This is a genomic window from Micromonospora sediminicola (genome assembly GCF_900089585.1).
GTDB classification, from domain to species: domain Bacteria; phylum Actinomycetota; class Actinomycetes; order Mycobacteriales; family Micromonosporaceae; genus Micromonospora; species Micromonospora sediminicola.
In genome coordinates this window covers 890,385-904,775 of the sequence record NZ_FLRH01000003.1, presented here as the reverse complement: position 1 = coordinate 904,775, position 14,391 = coordinate 890,385, and the positions used below count along the sequence as shown (strand labels likewise).

Sequence of the window (14,391 nt, the reverse complement as noted above, 5' to 3'; positions counted from 1 at the left end):
CATACGCGGTATGCACGCGAAGGCAATACCGGGTATGCAGTGTCGGCGTGTCAAGCGGGGGCCCCTCCTATACCGGAGGCGTTAACAGGGGGCCCTTCCTTGCACCTCAGGCGCAGACGACGTGCACGCCCGCGTCGCGGAACGCCTGCACCACCGTCGGGGACGCGCCGGAGTCGGTCACCAGCGTCTCGATCCGGTCCACCGGACAGATCCGGGCGAACGCGTGCCCGCCCAGCTTGGACGAGTCGGCGATGACCACGACCCGCTTGGCCCGGGCCACCATGAGGCTGTTCATGGCCGCCTCACCCTCGTGGTGCGCGGCGGCGCCGAGCTGCGGGTCGATCGCGTCCACGCCGAGCAGCGCGACGTCCAGGGTGACCTCGCGCAGCAGCGCCCCGCCCAGCGGGCCGACCAGCTCGAACGACTTGGGCCGCACCACGCCGCCGGCCACCACCACCTTCATCCGCGAGCGCACCAGCAGCTCGTTGGCGATGTTCAGCGCGTTCGTGACCACGGTGAGCTGGGCGCCCTCGGCGCTGGTGTTGAGATCCGGACGGACCGCCAGGGCGCGGGCCACCTCGGTGCTGGTGGTGCCGCCGTTGAGCCCCACCACGGTGCCCGGGGAGACCAGCGCCGCGGCGGCGGCGCCGATCCGCTGCTTCTCCGCCGAGTGCTTGGCCGTCTTGTAGCGCAGCGGCAGGTCGTAGGAGACGCCGTTGGCGACCGCGCCGCCCCGGGTCCGCGTGATCATCTGCTGCTGGGCGAGCTGGTCGAAGTCCCGCCGGATGGTGGCCTGGGAGACGTCGAGCCGCTCGGCCGCCTCCTCGACGCTGACCCGGCCGCTGTCGGTCAGCATCTCGAGCAGCGCGTTCCAGCGCGCGTAGCGGTCCACCGCGGGGGCCTCCCCTGACTGTGCACGAACGGTGATTGATTGCGTGCACAGTAGTGCGCGAAACTGGGTCTGCGCAAAACCCTGTGCTGCGCGAACCGGGAGACGGTTGCCACAGCCACCCGACTTCGCGCAGAATGACGCGCGAAAGACGGCTGTATCGCGCCCTATTGCGCAAGGTCTCCCCTGGCGAGGAGTTGTCATGGCGTTCGTGCACGCGGAGATCGCGAGCCAGCCCGACTGCTGGCGGGAGGCGGCCCGGCTCGCCCCGACCGTCGCCGGGCAGCTGCCGCGCCCCGGCGAGCGGGTCGCGGTGGTCGGTTGCGGCACGTCGTGGTTCATGGCGGCGGCGTGCGCGGGGCTGCGCGAGGGCGCCGGCCAGGGCGAGACGGACGCCTTCCAGGCCAGCGAGTTCCCCACCGGCCGCCACTACGACCGGCTGATCGCGATCACCCGATCCGGCACCACCACCGAGGTGCTCGACCTGCTCGCCGCGCTGCGCGGGCGGATCCCCACCACGGTCCTGGTCGGCGACCCGGACTCCCCCGCCGTCGCCGTGGCCGACGCCACGGTCGCGCTGCCCTTCGCCGACGAGCGCTCCGTCGTGCAGACCCGCTTCGCCACCACCGCGCTCGCGCTGCTCCGCGCACACCTCGGTGATGACCTCGGCCGGCTCGCCGCCGACGCCGAGGTCGCCGTCCGGGCGCCGCTGCCGATCGACCCGGCCCGCATCGAGCAGGTCACCTTCCTCGGTCGCGGGTGGACCGTGGGGCTGGCCCAGGAGGCGGCGCTGAAGTGCCGCGAGGCGGCCACCTTCTGGGCCGAGGCGTACCCGGCGATGGACTATCGACACGGCCCCATCTCGGTCGCCGCCCCGGGGCGGCTGGTCTGGGCGTTCGGCGACATCCCGGACGGGCTGCCGGAGGACGTGGCGGCCACCGGCGCCGCGTTCGTGCACAGCCGTACGCACGGGTGCCGCACGGTGCTGACCAGTTGGGCGGCCGGCCGCAACCCGGTCGACCCGATGGCCGACCTGATCCTGGCCCAGCGTTTCGCCGTCGCGCTGGCCACCAGCCGCGGTCTCGACCCCGACGCGCCGCGCCACCTCACCCGGTCCGTGGTCCTGGCATGAGCGAACGCACCGAGCGCAGCGAGGGCCATGAGCGCATGCCCGGCCAGCGCAGCATGAGCGAACGCACCGAGCGCAGCGAGGGCCATGAGCGCATGCCCGGCTGGCAGACGGCGTGAGGGGCGGCGACGAGGTCGTCGTCGCGCTGGACGTGGGCGGCACCGGGATGAAGTGCGCCCTGGTCCGGCCGGACGGCACGACCGTGCACACCGAACGGCACGCCACCGACGCCCAGCGCGGCCCGGACGCCGTGGTCGACACCGTCCTGGACGTGGCCGACGGGCTGGCGGGCAAGGCGCGCGCCGCCGGCCTCACGCCGGTGGCCTGCGGCATCGCCGTGCCCGGGGTGGTCGACGAGGCCCGCGGGGTGGCGGTCTGGTCGGCCAACGTGGGCTTCCGGGACGTACCGCTGGGCGACCTGGCGGCCACGCGCCTCGACCTGCCCGCGGCGCTCGGCCACGACGTGCGGGTGGGCGGCCTGGCCGAGGCCCGGCTCGGCGCCGGCCGGGACGCCGGGCACGTGCTCTTCGTCGCGATCGGCACCGGCATCGCCGCCGCGCACGTGGTCGACGGGTCGGCCGCCGTCGGCGCGCACGGCGCCGCCGGGGAGATCGGCCACATCCTGGTACGCCCCGGCGGCCCGCCCTGCGGCTGCGGCCGGGCCGGCTGCCTGGAGGCCGTGGCCTCGGCCTCGGCGATCGGCCGTCGCTACACCGAGCTGGCCGGCACACCGGCGACCGCCGCCGAGGTGGCCGACCGGGCGGCGACCGGCGACCGGCTCGCCGAGCGGGTCTGGCGGGAGGCGGTCGAGGCGCTCGCCGACGGTCTGGCCACCGGGCAGGCGCTCTACGATGTGGCGACCGTGGTGCTCGGCGGTGGCCTGGCCCAGGCCGGTCCCCGGCTGTTCGACCCGTTGCGCGACGCGCTGCGGGAGCGGCTGACCTTCCACCGCGAACCGCGCCTGGTCGCGGCCGCCCTCGGTGACGAGGCCGGCTGCCTGGGCGCCGCCCTGCTGGCCCTGGACACCCTGGCGAAGGAGAGTCGATGACCCGGCGCGTGACCGGCAAGGTGGTGACCCCGACCGGCGTCATCCGGCAGGGTTGCGTGGAGATCCGGGACGGCCGGATCAGCGCGGTGGCCGACTACCCGTCGGTGCGCGACGGCCACTGGATCGTGCCGGGCTTCGTCGACATGCACACCCACGGCGGGGGTGGCCACACGTTCACCACCGGCGACCCGGAGTCGGCCCGGCAGGCCGCCGCGTTCCACCTCGGACACGGCACCACCACGCTGCTGGCCAGCCTGGTCAGCTCCCCGTTCGCGCTGATGCGCGACGCCACCGCGGCCTTCCGCCCGCTGGTCGAGGAGGGGGTGCTCGCCGGCATCCACTACGAGGGCCCCTACCTGTCGGCCGACCGTTGCGGCGCGCAGAACCCGGAGTTCCTCCGTGACCCGTCCACGGCCGAACTGACCGAACTGATCGAGCTGGGCGGCGGCGCGGTGCGCATGGTCACCCTCGCCCCCGAGCGGGACGGCGCGACGGCGGCGATCGAGCTGCTGGTCGCCCGCGGTGTGGTCGCGGCGGTCGGACACACCGACGCCTCCTGGGAGCAGACCCGCGCGGCGGTGGCCGCCGGCGCGAGCGTCGGCACCCACCTCTTCAACGGGATGCGCCCGGTGCACCACCGCGAGCCCGGCCCGGTGGTGGCGCTGCTGGAGGCCCCGAACGTGGTCTGCGAGCTGGTCGCCGACGGCGTCCACCTGCACGACGGCATGCTCGGCTTCGCCACCTCGGTCGCCGGCCCGGAGCGGGCCGCGCTGATCACCGACGCGATGGCCGCCGCCGGCATGCCCGACGGCGAGTACGAGCTGGGCGGCCAGGCGGTCACCGTGGCCGACGGCGTGGCCCGGCTCAGCCGGGACGGGGCGATCGCCGGCAGCACGCTGACCATGGACGCCGCCCTGCGGCACGCGGTCGACGCGGGGGTCGCCCTGCCGGACGCCTGCCGCATGGTGTCCACGACCCCGGCCCGCGCGATCGGCCTCGGCGACCGGGTGGGCGCCCTCCAGACCGGCCTGCGCGCCGACCTGGTGGTGCTCGACGACGACCTGAACGTGGTCCGGGTGATGCGCGGCGGCGACTGGGTGGAGTGACCCGGCCGTCAGGCGGTGGGGACCTCGACGCCGAGCACGGCCTGCTCGTCCGGGCGGTGCACCAGCACGTCGGCCAGGTAGGACTGCACGGCCCGGCGCATCCCGACGTCCCGACCGGCCTGCTCGGAGAGCAGCCACTTGTGCTCGATGATCTGCGCGAACAGCTCCTGTGGCTCCAGCTTGCGCCGCAGGTGGGCGGGCACGGCCCGGACCACCGGCTCGAAGACCTCGGTGAGCCAGCGGTGCGCCGCCTGCTGCTCGTCGGTGAGGTCGCTCTCCACCCGGTAGGCGTCCAGGTCGTTGAGCAGCTTGCGGGCCTGGTTCTCCTCGGCGTCCAGGCCGGTGAGCCGCAGCAGCCGTCGGGTGTGGTAGCCGGCGTCGACCACCTTGGGTCGCACCAGGTAGCGGCCGTTGTCGACGGTCGACATGGCCACCTCGGCGACGTCGAAGCCCAGCTCGTTGAGGCGCCGGATGCGGCCCTCGATGTCGTGCCGGGCGGCGCGTTCGACCTGCTGCTCGTAGGTGATCTCGTGCCAGAGCCGCTCGTAGCGCCGCACGACCTCCTCGCACACCAGCTCGGGGTCGATCGACTCGTGCAGCAGGCCGGCGGCCTGCAGGTCGAGCGCCTCGCCGAAGATGTTGACCCGGGCGATCTCCAGGTCCTCGCCGCGCTGGCCGTTGGAGAGCGAGGGGTGCAGTGCGCCGGTCTCGGCGTCCACCAGGTAGGCGGCGAACGCGCCCGCGTCCCGCCGGAACAGCGTGTTCGACAGCGAGCAGTCGCCCCAGAAGAAGCCGGTCAGGTGCATCCGGACGATCAGCGCGGCCAGCGCGTCGAGCAGCCGGTTCATCGTCTCCGGCCGCAGCGTGTTGGAGAACAGCGCGCGGTAGGGCAGGGAGAACTGGAGGTGCCGGGTGATCAGCACCGGGTCGAGCGGCTCGCCGTCGTCGGTCTGCCGGTCGGCCACGATGGCGATCGCCTCGACGGACGGGAAGTCGATCCGCTCCAGCGCCCGCAGCAGGTCGTACTCGCGTTCGGCGACCCGCTCGCCGGTCTCCTTCACCGCGTAGACGTAGCCGCCGAGCCGGACGAACCGCACGATGTGCCGGGAGATGCCCTGGGGCAGCGCCACCAGGTGCTCGGCAGGCCACTGCTCCAGCGGGGTCGACCAGGGGAGGTCGAGCAGCGCCGGGTCGACGAGGGCCGAGGTGATCCGCACGGCAACCAGTGTGACCGGTGACCCCCGCGCCGCGCTTCCCTTCGTGGCTCGGCACACAGCCACCGATCGGGTCGGCGCGGTCGGCCGGTAGCGTGGTCGCGTGCGCCAGAGCTCAGGGGTACGCCGCGACCTGCGGCTGCGACCGGTCCGACCGGCCGGGTGGTGGTTCGACGGGCTGCTGCTCGCGGCCCTGGTGGCGCTGACCGTGGCGCTCGCCACCGACCATCTGTTCGGGCTCGACCGGGCGGTCGCCGACTGGGCCGCCGCGCACCGCCCGACCGCCGCCCGCTGGGTGGCGATGGCGCTCAACCTGCTCGGCCAGGGCACCCCACTGACGCTGCTGGCGGCCGGGCTCGGCGTGCTGCTCGGGCTGCGGCTGCGCTCGGTACGGCCGGTGCTGCCGCCGGTGACCGCGTTCGTGCTGACGTTCTTCACGATCGGCCCGCTGAAGGTGTGGACGGCCCGTCCGGCGCCGAGCGCGTCGGTGAAGGAGCCGTTCCTGCCGGCCGAGCAGACGCTGCCGCTGTTCCAGCACGACCTGCCGGTGCGGTTCGCCCAGTCGTACCCGTCGGGGCACGTGGCCAACGCGATCGTCTGGTACGGCGTGCTCGCCCTACTGCTGGCCCCGTTGCTGCGTTCGGTCGGCCGGGCCGTCGGACCCCGGCTGGTCACCGTGGTCCGGGTCGTCCCCCCGGCGGTGGTCTTCTGCACCACCGTCTACCTGGGCTGGCACTGGTTCACCGACTCGGTCGCCGGGCTGCTGCTCGGGCTGCTGCTGGACCGGCTGCTGCACCGGGTGCCGTGGGACGACCTGCCGCTGCCCGGGCGGCTCGGCCCGTGGGCCCGGCCGACCGACCAGCTGCGCTGACCTCCTGCCTCTTGTCCCGACGGATCGACGCCGGTATACATTTAGCAACCTTAACAGTTAAGTTTGTTAAATGTAGGAGGTGCACGTGCTGGCGAGACGAATCAGCCGTTGGCTGTCGGCGGGCGCCGCCGGTCTGCTGACCGCGGCCCTGGCGGTCGCCGTCGCCCCGGACGCGCGGTCGGCCGTCGTCGACGACGAGGCCTGCCGGCCCGACGGGCTCTACCGCACGCCCGGGGTCGCGGTGCCCTACTGCACCGTCTACGACACCGCTGGCCGGGAGAAGATGGGCGCCGACCACCCGCGCCGGATCATCGGCTACTTCACCAGCTGGCGCACCGGCCGCAACGGCGCACCCGCCTACCTGGTGAACCAGATCCCGTGGCAGAAGGTCACCCACATCAACTACGCGTTCGCCCACGTCGACGCGAACAACCGCATCTCCGTGGGCAACCCGGCCGCGCCGGACAACCCGGCCACGAACATGACCTGGCCCGGCGTGGCCGGCGCCGAGATGGACCCGAGCCTGCCCTACACCGGGCACTTCAACCTGCTCAACAAGTACAAGAAGCAGCACCCGAACGTCCGCACCCTGATCAGCGTCGGCGGCTGGGCCGAGACCGGCGGCTTCATCGACGACAACGGCAACCGGGTGGACTCCGGCGGCTTCTACCGGATGACCACCACCGGCACCAACACGGTCAACACCGCCGGCATCAACACGTTCGCCGACTCGGTGGTCACGTTCCTGCGCACCTACGGGATCGACGGCGTGGACATCGACTACGAGTACCCGACCTCCAACAACAAGGCCGGCAACCCGCTCGACTTCGCCCAGGCCGACGCCAAGCGGGCCGGGCTCAACGCCTCCTACCAGGTGCTGATGCGCACGCTGCGGGAGAAGCTCGACCGGGCCGCCGCCGCCGACGGCAAGCACTACCTGCTCACCGTGGCCGCGCCCGCGTCCGGGTGGCTGCTGCGCGGCATGGAGTCCTACCAGGCGTTGCAGTACCTCGACTACGTCAACGTCATGTCCTACGACCTGCACGGCGCGTGGAACCACTTCGTCGGGCCGAACGCGGCGCTCTACGACAACGGCGACGACGCCGAGCTGGCCTCCGGCGGGGTCTACGGTGCGTACTCCGGGATCGGCTACCTCAACACCGACTGGGCCTACCACTACTTCCGGGGCGCGCTGCCCAGCGGCCGGGTCAACATCGGCGTGCCCTACTACACCCGGGGCTGGCAGGGCGTCACCGGCGGCACCAACGGCCTGTGGGGGCGGGCGGCGCTGCCCGACCAGACGAAGTGCCCGGCCGGCACCGGCGGCTCGATCGGCTCCACCATCCCCTGCGGCAACGGCGCGGTCGGCATCGACAACCTCTGGCACGACCTCGACGCCGCCGGCGACGAGGTGCCCGCCGGCGCCAACCCGATGTGGCACGCGAAGAACCTCCAGCAGGGCATCACCGGCGACTACCTGACCGCGTACGGGCTCACCCCCGCCACCGACCCGGCCGACCGGATCAGCGGCAGCTACGCCCGGAACTACTCCTCCGCGTTGGTCGCGCCCTGGCTGTGGAACGCCGAGAAGAAGGTCTTCCTCTCCACCGAGGACGACCAGTCGCTCGCCGCCAAGGCCGACTGGGTCACGGCCAAGGGCGTCGGCGGCGTGATGATCTGGGAACTCGCCGGCGACTACGCCTACGACCCGGCCAAGGGCCAGTACGGCATGGGCGACACGCTCACCACGCTGCTCTACGACCGGTTCAGGACCGCGCCCGCGTACGGGGCCCGCAAGGCCGGCACCACCATGCCCACGAGGACGCTCGACGTGGCGGTCGGCATGGGCGGCTTCGCGCTCGGCGACAACAACTACCCGATCAACCCGGAGCTGCGGCTGACCAACAACACCGGCGCGCCGATCCCGGCCGGGGCGCAGCTGGAGTTCGACTACCCCACCACCACCCCGGCCACGCTCAGCCAGCAGTCCGGCTGGGCGCTCACCACGGTCTCCACCGGCCACACCGGCAGCAACGTGGGCGGCCTCAAGGGCGACCACAACCGGGTACGCCTCACCGTGCCGGCCGCCATCGCGCCCGGCGCGTACGCCGAGGTGACGCTGAACTACCAACTCCCGATCTCCGGTCCGGCCAACCTCACGCTCGCCTTCGGCGGCCAGACGTACGCGCTGACCGGCGACTGGGCGCGCGGTGGCGCGGTCGTCACCCCGTCGCCGAGCCCGAGCGGCTCCACCCCGCCCGGCGGCGGCACCTGCACCGCCCCGGCGTGGTCGGCGGCCACCGCGTACTCCGGCGGCGCGACCGTCTCGTACGGCGGGCACACCTGGAGCGCGAAGTGGTGGACCCAGGGCGAGACGCCGGGCAGCGCGGCGGTCTGGGCCGACCAGGGTGCCTGCGCCGGCTCCCCGACGCCCACCGCCTCCCCGACGTCCACGGGTGGGGCGTGCACGGCCCCGGCCTGGGCCGCCGGCACCGCGTACTCCGGTGGTGCGGTGGTCTCCCACGGCGGGCACCGGTGGACCGCGCGGTGGTGGACCCAGGGTGACGTCCCGGGGGCCAACAGCCAGGGCGTCTGGACCGACAACGGGCCCTGCTGAACCGGGACCGGTGCCGTCGGCGGATCACGCCGGCGGCACCGGCCGTTCACGTCCCACCCCTAGGCTGCGGGTGTGGAACGGCTGGCACGACGACTCGGCGTACCCGACGCGGTCGTCATCGGGTTGGGGTCGATGCTCGGCGCGGGCGTCTTCGTGGTCTTCGCGCCCGCCGCGTCGGCGGCCGGCGGCGCCGGGCTGCTGGTGGCGCTCGCGCTGGCCGGCTTCATCGCGTTCTGCAACGCCACCAGCTCGGCCCGGCTCGCCGCCCGCTACCCGGAGTCCGGCGGCACCTACGTCTACGGCCGGGAACGACTGCACCCGTTCGCCGGATTCGTCGCCGGGTGGGGATTCGTGGTCGGCAAGACGGCGAGCTGCGCGGCCATGGCGCTGACCGTCGGGGCGTACCTGTGGCCGGGGCGGGCCCGGCTCGTCGCGGTCCTCGCGGTGGCGGCGGTGACCGCGGTGAACCTGCGCGGCGTCGGCAAGACCGCGACCGCCACCCGGGTCCTGGTCGGCGTGGTGCTCACCGTGCTCGCCGTGGTGGCGGTGACCGGCGCGCCGCAGATCGCCGTCGACCGGCTCACCGACGGCGGCGACATCGGGGCACGCGGCGTGCTCACCGCCGCCGGCCTGCTCTTCTTCGCCTTCGCCGGCTACGCGCGGATCGCCACGCTGGGCGAGGAGGTACGCGACCCGGAGCGCACGATCCCGCGCGCCGTGCCGCTCGCGCTCGGCGCGGTGCTGGCCGTCTACCTGACGCTGGCCGTGGTCGCGCTCGGCGTGCTGGGCACCGAGCGGCTGGCCGCCGCCTCCGCGCCGCTGGTCGAGGTGGTGTCGGCAGCGGGCCACCCCGGGCTGGCCTGGCTGGTCCGGGCGGGGGCGGCCGTCGCGGTCACCGGGGTGCTGCTCTCCCTGCTGGCCGGCGTCGGCCGCACCACGCTGGCGATGGCCCGCCGCCACGACCTGCCGGCGACCCTGGCGGCGGTGCACCCGCGCCACCGGGTGCCGCACCGCGCCGAACTGGCCGTGGCCGCCGTGGTGATCGTCGTGGTGGCGCTCGGCGACGTACGGGGCGCGATCGGCTTCTCCAGCTGCACCGTGCTGGTCTACTACGCGATCACCAACGCGGCGGCGCTGACGCTGGGGCGGGACCCGGCGCGGAAGCTGCCGGTGCGGACGCTCGCGGCCCTGGGACTGGTGGGCTGCCTGCTGCTCGCGGTCAACCTGCCGCTGCCCAGCGTGCTCGCCGGCTTCGGCGTGCTCGCCCTCGGCGCCGCCTGGTACGCCCTCCGCCACCGCTGAGCAGGCTCACTCCGCCGCCTCGCGGGGCGCTGGTGGCCCGGTCGGCGCGGGCGGTGGCGCGGGTGTGGTCTCCCGGAGCAGGGCGGTCAGCCCGGCCCGCCGGGCCACCACGGTCAACCGGTCGCCGGCCTGCAGCACCATGCGCGGGTCGACCGACCAGTCGGCCTTCTGGCCGACGCGGGTGTGCGCCAGCAGGCGCACCTCGCCCGGTCGGGCCACCGTGCCGAGCGGTCGCCCGTCCAGCGGGGAACCCGCCACCACCGGCACCTCGGTGACCAGCAGCGCGTGCCGGTCGACCGGGATCGTGGCAATCACCGCGCGGTCCAGCAGGGCCGCCGCGAACGACGGCGCGGCCAGGTAGGACACGCTGCGCGAGATGCCGATGCCGAACGCCTGCTGGATCCGCTCGGCGAAGTCGCCGTCGAACAGCCGCAGCACCACCCGCAGGTCAGGATCGAGCGAACGGGCGATCAACGCGGCACGCAGGTTCGTCCCGTCGTCGGTCGAGACCACCACCAGCGCCTGGCAGGTGTCCACCGAGGCGGAGCGCAGCGTCTCCTCCCGGCCGGCGTCGCCGACGATCAACGGCACCCCCAGCCGGTGCGCGAGGGCGGCGCCGCGCGCCTCCGCGTTCCGGTCGATGGCCACCACCTCAACCCCGAAGTCGTGCAGCTGCGCCATCACCCGCGTGCCGATGTTGCCCAACCCGACCACGACCACGTGGCCGGACCGGTCCGGTTGGATCCGGCCGGCGTGCAGGGCCAACCGGGCGTTCACGATGCCGTCGACCACGGCGGCCGTGATCAGCGGGATCAGCGCCAGCCCGGCCAGGTTGAGCACCACCTGCATGATCTGGGCGGCGACCGGCTTGTTGACGTCCGGGTCCTGGCCGCTGAGCGTGGTGACCAGGGTGAGATAGAGCGCCTCACTCCAGTTGACCTCGGCGGCCCGGGCGTTGAGCCAGCCGAGCACCGCGATCACCCCGAGCAGCACCAGCACCGCGATGCCGATCTTGCGGGTGGCGAAGCTGCGGACCGCGCGGAGCAGCACCTCGACCGGTTGCCGGCGCCGCCGGGCCCGGACCAGCCGCCGCGCGGCCAACTCGGTGCCGGGCGGCTGGCCGGTCGCCTCGGCGAGCACCACGTCGGCCGCCGCCTCGTCGGCGGGAAGCACCCGGACCAGCTCGGGATCACCGGTGACGGCCAGGCCGCAGACCACGTCCTGCGGGCGTACGTCGGCGCGGCGGGCCACGTAGAGCGTGCGGCCGGCGTGCCGGAAGTGGGTCGGGGCCAGCTCGCCCAGCGCGGCGGCGACGAACGCGGGGGCGGCCATCGAGGCGTCGGAGAGCACCGCCGAGTCGGGGAAGAGCTGCCGCAGCCCGTCGGCCAGGTTGGTGTTGAACATCCGGACCACCAGGCGCAGCCGGGGCTCGACCTCCTGGGCGCAGAGCGCGGCGTGCATGTTGCCCACGTCGTCCTGGTGCAGCAGGGCCAGCCCGGCCGCGTCGGCCAGCCCGGCCCGGCGGAACGTGGCCTCGTCGAGCCGGTCGGCCCGCACCACCCGGACCCCGGGCACGTCCCGCCCGTCCGGGCCCTCCGAGCGGCGGCGCTCCGGCACCACCAGCGTGACCCGCACCTGGCCGTGGGCCCCGTCGGTGGCGAGCAGGGCGCGGACCACCCAGTAGGCCAGCGGGTCGGAACCGCAGACCACGAAGTGGGGTCGTTCGTCACCGTTCATCCGGAGCCGCCAGCCGGTCGCGCGGCGCGCGCGGTCGCGCAGGGGCTCGGCCATGCCCGGATCGTAGTCAGCCGCTCGCGGTGGGCGCAGCCCCCTCGATCATGAACGCATGGCGTCGCCGGGTACGGGTAGAGCACCGGCATGCAGACGTTCCTGCCGTATCCGGACTTCCTGGCCAGCGCCCGGACCCTGGACCAGAAGCGGCTGGGCAAGCAGCGCGTGGAGACCATCCAGGTGCTGCGCGGCCTGACCCGCCCGGACTACGGCTGGCGCAACCATCCCGCGGTGAAGATGTGGGCCGGGTACGAGGAGGCCCTGACCCGCTACGGGCTGGACATGTGCGCGGTGTGGTGCGAGCCGGGCCGGGCGGACACCTGCGCCGCCACGCTCGCCACCGACCTCGCCACCGCCTGCGGCATCGCGGTGATCCGGACCCAGGACGAGCTGGCCTCGACCGGCGAGCTGCCGCCCTGGCTGGGCCGGGACGACCTGCACCGCAGCCACCGCTCGTCGCTGCTGCGCAAGGACCCCGCCCACTACGCCCCGCTGTTCACCGACGTCTCCCCCGACCTGGAGTACGTCTGGCCCCCCTCCGACCGCCCCCGCCGCTGCCTGCCGTGAAAGGAAGGGCCCCTTATTAACGCCTCCGGTAGAGGAAGGGTCCCTTGTTAACGCCTCCCCCGCGCCCCGCGCCCACTCGGCGCACGCGGGGCGCGGGCGCGGGGGGGCGTTAACAGGGGACCCCGCACATCCCTATGCGTTAAAAGGGGCCCCTTCCTTTCACCTCAGGCAGACTGGGGGGACCGCCGACTGGAGGATGCCCGTGGGTCTGTCGCAAGTGGTAGGTCGCCTCATCGGCGTACGGGAGCACGTGGTGGACCCGGGCGGTGGTGGCGCCCCGCGCGTGCCGCGACCGGTGACGGCGCTGGTGGTGGGCGGCGGCATCGCCGGCATGTCGGCGGCGGTGGTGCTGGCCGAGCGCGGGGTGGAGGTGACCGTGCTGGAGGCCGCGCCGCACCTCGGCGGCCGGCTCGGCGCCTGGCCGGAGGAGCTGCCGGACGGCGTCCAGCGCAACGAGCACGGCTTCCACGCCTTCTTCCGGCAGTACTGGAACTGGCGCTCGATCCTGCGCCGGGTCGACCCGGCGCTGGGTTTCCTCAAGCCGATTCCGGGCTATCCGATCCTGTCCGCCCAGTGGCCGACCGAGGAGTTCGGCAAGCTGCCGCCGGCCCCGCCGGCCAACCTGCTGGCGCTGCTGCTGCGCAGCCCGAGCCTGCGCCTGGCGGACCTGCGGTCGATGGACCGCGACGCCGCGCTGCCGCTGCTCACCTACGACGCGGTGCGCACCTACGCCGAGTTCGACGAGCGGACCGCCGACGAGCTGCTCAGCTCGCTGCGGCTGCCGGACCGGGCCCGGGCGATGCTCTTCGAGGTCTTCTCGCACTCGTTCTTCAACCACGAGGCGGAGATGTCCGCCGCCGAGATGATCGCCCAGTTCCACTTCTACCTGCTCGGCAACCCGGAGGGGTTGGCCTTCGACTGCCCGGACGAGGACTACGCGACGGCGATCTGGGAGCCGCTGACCCGGCACGTGGAGAAGCACGGCGGCCGGGTGCTCACCGGCGCTGCGGCCGCCCGGCTGGACCGTACGCCGGAGGGTTGGCGGGTGGCCGGCGCCGACGGCGACGTGTGGGAGGCCGCGCACGTGGTGCTGGCGGTCGACCCGCCCGCCCTGGCCGCGCTGGTCGATGCCTCCCCCGGCCTGGCCGTGGCGGCGCCCGAGCTGGTGGCGCGGATGCCCGCGTTCGGTCGGCCCGGTCCCCCGTACGCGGTGGCGCGCTACTGGATGGACGGCGACGTGCGCCCGGAGCGGGCGGTGTTCAGCGGGGTCTCCCGGCAGCCCACCCTGGACTCGGTGACGCTCTACCACCGCCTGGAGTCCGAGCCGCGCCGCTGGGCGGAACGCACCGGCGGCTCGGTGCTGGAGCTGCACGCGTACGCCTGCGAGCCGGACGTACCGGCCGACGAGCTGGCCGCGCGGATGTTGCGGGAGCTGACCACGCTCTGGCCGGAGGTGGCCGACCTGCGGGTACGCGAGCTGCGCGCCCGGGTCGAGGCGCAGGCCCCGGCGTTCACCCCGGGCAGCCACGCCGGGCGGCCCGGCGTACGCACCGACGCGCCGGGTCTCTACCTGGCCGGCGACGGGATCCGCACCGAGTTCCCGAGCGCGCTGATGGAGCGCTCGGCGGCGACCGGGATCATCGCCGCCAACCACATCCTGCGCGCCGAGGGGGCGGCGGCCGAGCCGGTCCGTTCGATCCGCCCGCGTGGTCTGCTGGCCCGCCGCTGAGGCGCGGGTGAGATCGAAATGCGTTGCCCGCCTCTCCGGTGTGGACCTACCGTGAACGCGCAAGGTCAACCGCCGCTCCAGGAGCCGTCGATGTCGCTACGACCCGCCACCACGATGACGTCGTGGCT

General features: G+C 74.0%; 11 protein-coding genes. 8 read left to right on the top strand and 3 right to left on the bottom strand.

The features are described 5' to 3' along the window. Positions 1 to 106 precede the first annotated feature (106 nt). Positions 107 to 892 carry a DeoR/GlpR family DNA-binding transcription regulator gene (locus GA0070622_RS04745; protein ID WP_091569025.1) on the bottom strand — a complete coding sequence of 262 codons (786 nt, stop codon included), beginning with the start codon at positions 890 to 892 and terminating at the stop codon, positions 107 to 109. A 199-nt stretch (positions 893 to 1,091) separates the two neighbouring features. Between GA0070622_RS04745 and GA0070622_RS04740 the strand changes: the two genes are divergently transcribed. From GA0070622_RS04740 to nagA, 3 genes are all read left to right on the top strand, one after another. After that, positions 1,092 to 2,021 (top strand): SIS domain-containing protein, encoded by a 930-nt coding sequence (locus GA0070622_RS04740; RefSeq protein WP_091569023.1) that lies wholly within the window; start codon positions 1,092 to 1,094, stop codon positions 2,019 to 2,021. A 112-nt stretch (positions 2,022 to 2,133) separates the two neighbouring features. Beyond that, positions 2,134 to 3,066 carry an ROK family protein gene (locus tag GA0070622_RS04735; RefSeq protein ID WP_091569021.1) on the top strand — a complete coding sequence of 311 codons (933 nt, stop codon included), beginning with the start codon at positions 2,134 to 2,136 and terminating at the stop codon, positions 3,064 to 3,066. Then, complete coding sequence (gene nagA / locus GA0070622_RS04730) at positions 3,063 to 4,172, top strand: N-acetylglucosamine-6-phosphate deacetylase (RefSeq protein WP_091569019.1); 1,110 nt, start codon at positions 3,063 to 3,065, stop codon at positions 4,170 to 4,172. Before GA0070622_RS04735 ends, nagA begins: the two co-directional genes overlap by 4 nt. Positions 4,173 to 4,180: 8 nt before the next feature. On the opposite strand, the gene GA0070622_RS04725 is transcribed toward nagA, so the two are convergent. After that, entirely contained in the window at positions 4,181 to 5,389 is a 1,209-nt protein-coding gene (locus GA0070622_RS04725; RefSeq protein WP_091569017.1) for a DUF4032 domain-containing protein, read from the bottom strand. 130 nt (positions 5,390 to 5,519) lie between these two features. Between GA0070622_RS04725 and GA0070622_RS04720 the strand changes: the two genes are divergently transcribed. From GA0070622_RS04720 to GA0070622_RS04710, 3 genes are all read left to right on the top strand, one after another. After that, positions 5,520 to 6,257: a phosphatase PAP2 family protein gene (locus GA0070622_RS04720; protein ID WP_176710529.1), complete on the top strand. Its 738-nt coding sequence runs from the start codon at positions 5,520 to 5,522 to the stop codon at positions 6,255 to 6,257. A gap of 85 nt (positions 6,258 to 6,342) precedes the next feature. Further along, the gene (locus GA0070622_RS04715) at positions 6,343 to 8,874 is read left to right on the top strand and encodes a glycosyl hydrolase family 18 protein (RefSeq protein WP_091576878.1); all 2,532 of its coding nucleotides are present in this window, start codon (positions 6,343 to 6,345) and stop codon (positions 8,872 to 8,874) included. 72 nt (positions 8,875 to 8,946) lie between these two features. After that, on the top strand, positions 8,947 to 10,176 hold the full coding sequence (locus GA0070622_RS04710; RefSeq protein ID WP_091569013.1) for an APC family permease: 1,230 nt from the start codon (positions 8,947 to 8,949) through the stop codon (positions 10,174 to 10,176). A gap of 6 nt (positions 10,177 to 10,182) precedes the next feature. Here the strand turns inward: GA0070622_RS04710 and GA0070622_RS04705 are convergent, their stop codons facing one another. After that, the gene (locus tag GA0070622_RS04705) at positions 10,183 to 11,967 is read right to left on the bottom strand and encodes a potassium channel family protein (protein WP_369700222.1); all 1,785 of its coding nucleotides are present in this window, start codon (positions 11,965 to 11,967) and stop codon (positions 10,183 to 10,185) included. A gap of 87 nt (positions 11,968 to 12,054) precedes the next feature. On the opposite strand from GA0070622_RS04705, the gene GA0070622_RS04700 reads away from it, so the two are divergent. Together GA0070622_RS04700 and GA0070622_RS04695 are read left to right on the top strand one after the other, a co-directional pair. Then, entirely contained in the window at positions 12,055 to 12,534 is a 480-nt protein-coding gene (locus GA0070622_RS04700) for an MSMEG_6728 family protein (RefSeq protein ID WP_091569010.1), read from the top strand. Between the two features lie 202 nt (positions 12,535 to 12,736). Then, positions 12,737 to 14,263: an FAD-dependent oxidoreductase gene (locus GA0070622_RS04695; protein WP_091569008.1), complete on the top strand. Its 1,527-nt coding sequence runs from the start codon at positions 12,737 to 12,739 to the stop codon at positions 14,261 to 14,263. The last annotated feature ends 128 nt before the right edge of the window (positions 14,264 to 14,391 follow it).

What these genes read in the sequence shown, in the direction of transcription:
- GA0070622_RS04705 (WP_369700222.1), bottom strand. Translation starts at nt 11,967, where the DNA reads ATGGCCGAGCCCCTGCGCGACCGCGCGCGCCGCGCGACCGGCTGGCGG.
- GA0070622_RS04740 (WP_091569023.1), top strand. Translation starts at nt 1,092, where the DNA reads ATGGCGTTCGTGCACGCGGAGATCGCGAGCCAGCCCGACTGCTGGCGG.
- GA0070622_RS04700 (WP_091569010.1), top strand. Translation starts at nt 12,055, where the DNA reads ATGCAGACGTTCCTGCCGTATCCGGACTTCCTGGCCAGCGCCCGGACC.
- nagA (WP_091569019.1), top strand. Translation starts at nt 3,063, where the DNA reads ATGACCCGGCGCGTGACCGGCAAGGTGGTGACCCCGACCGGCGTCATC.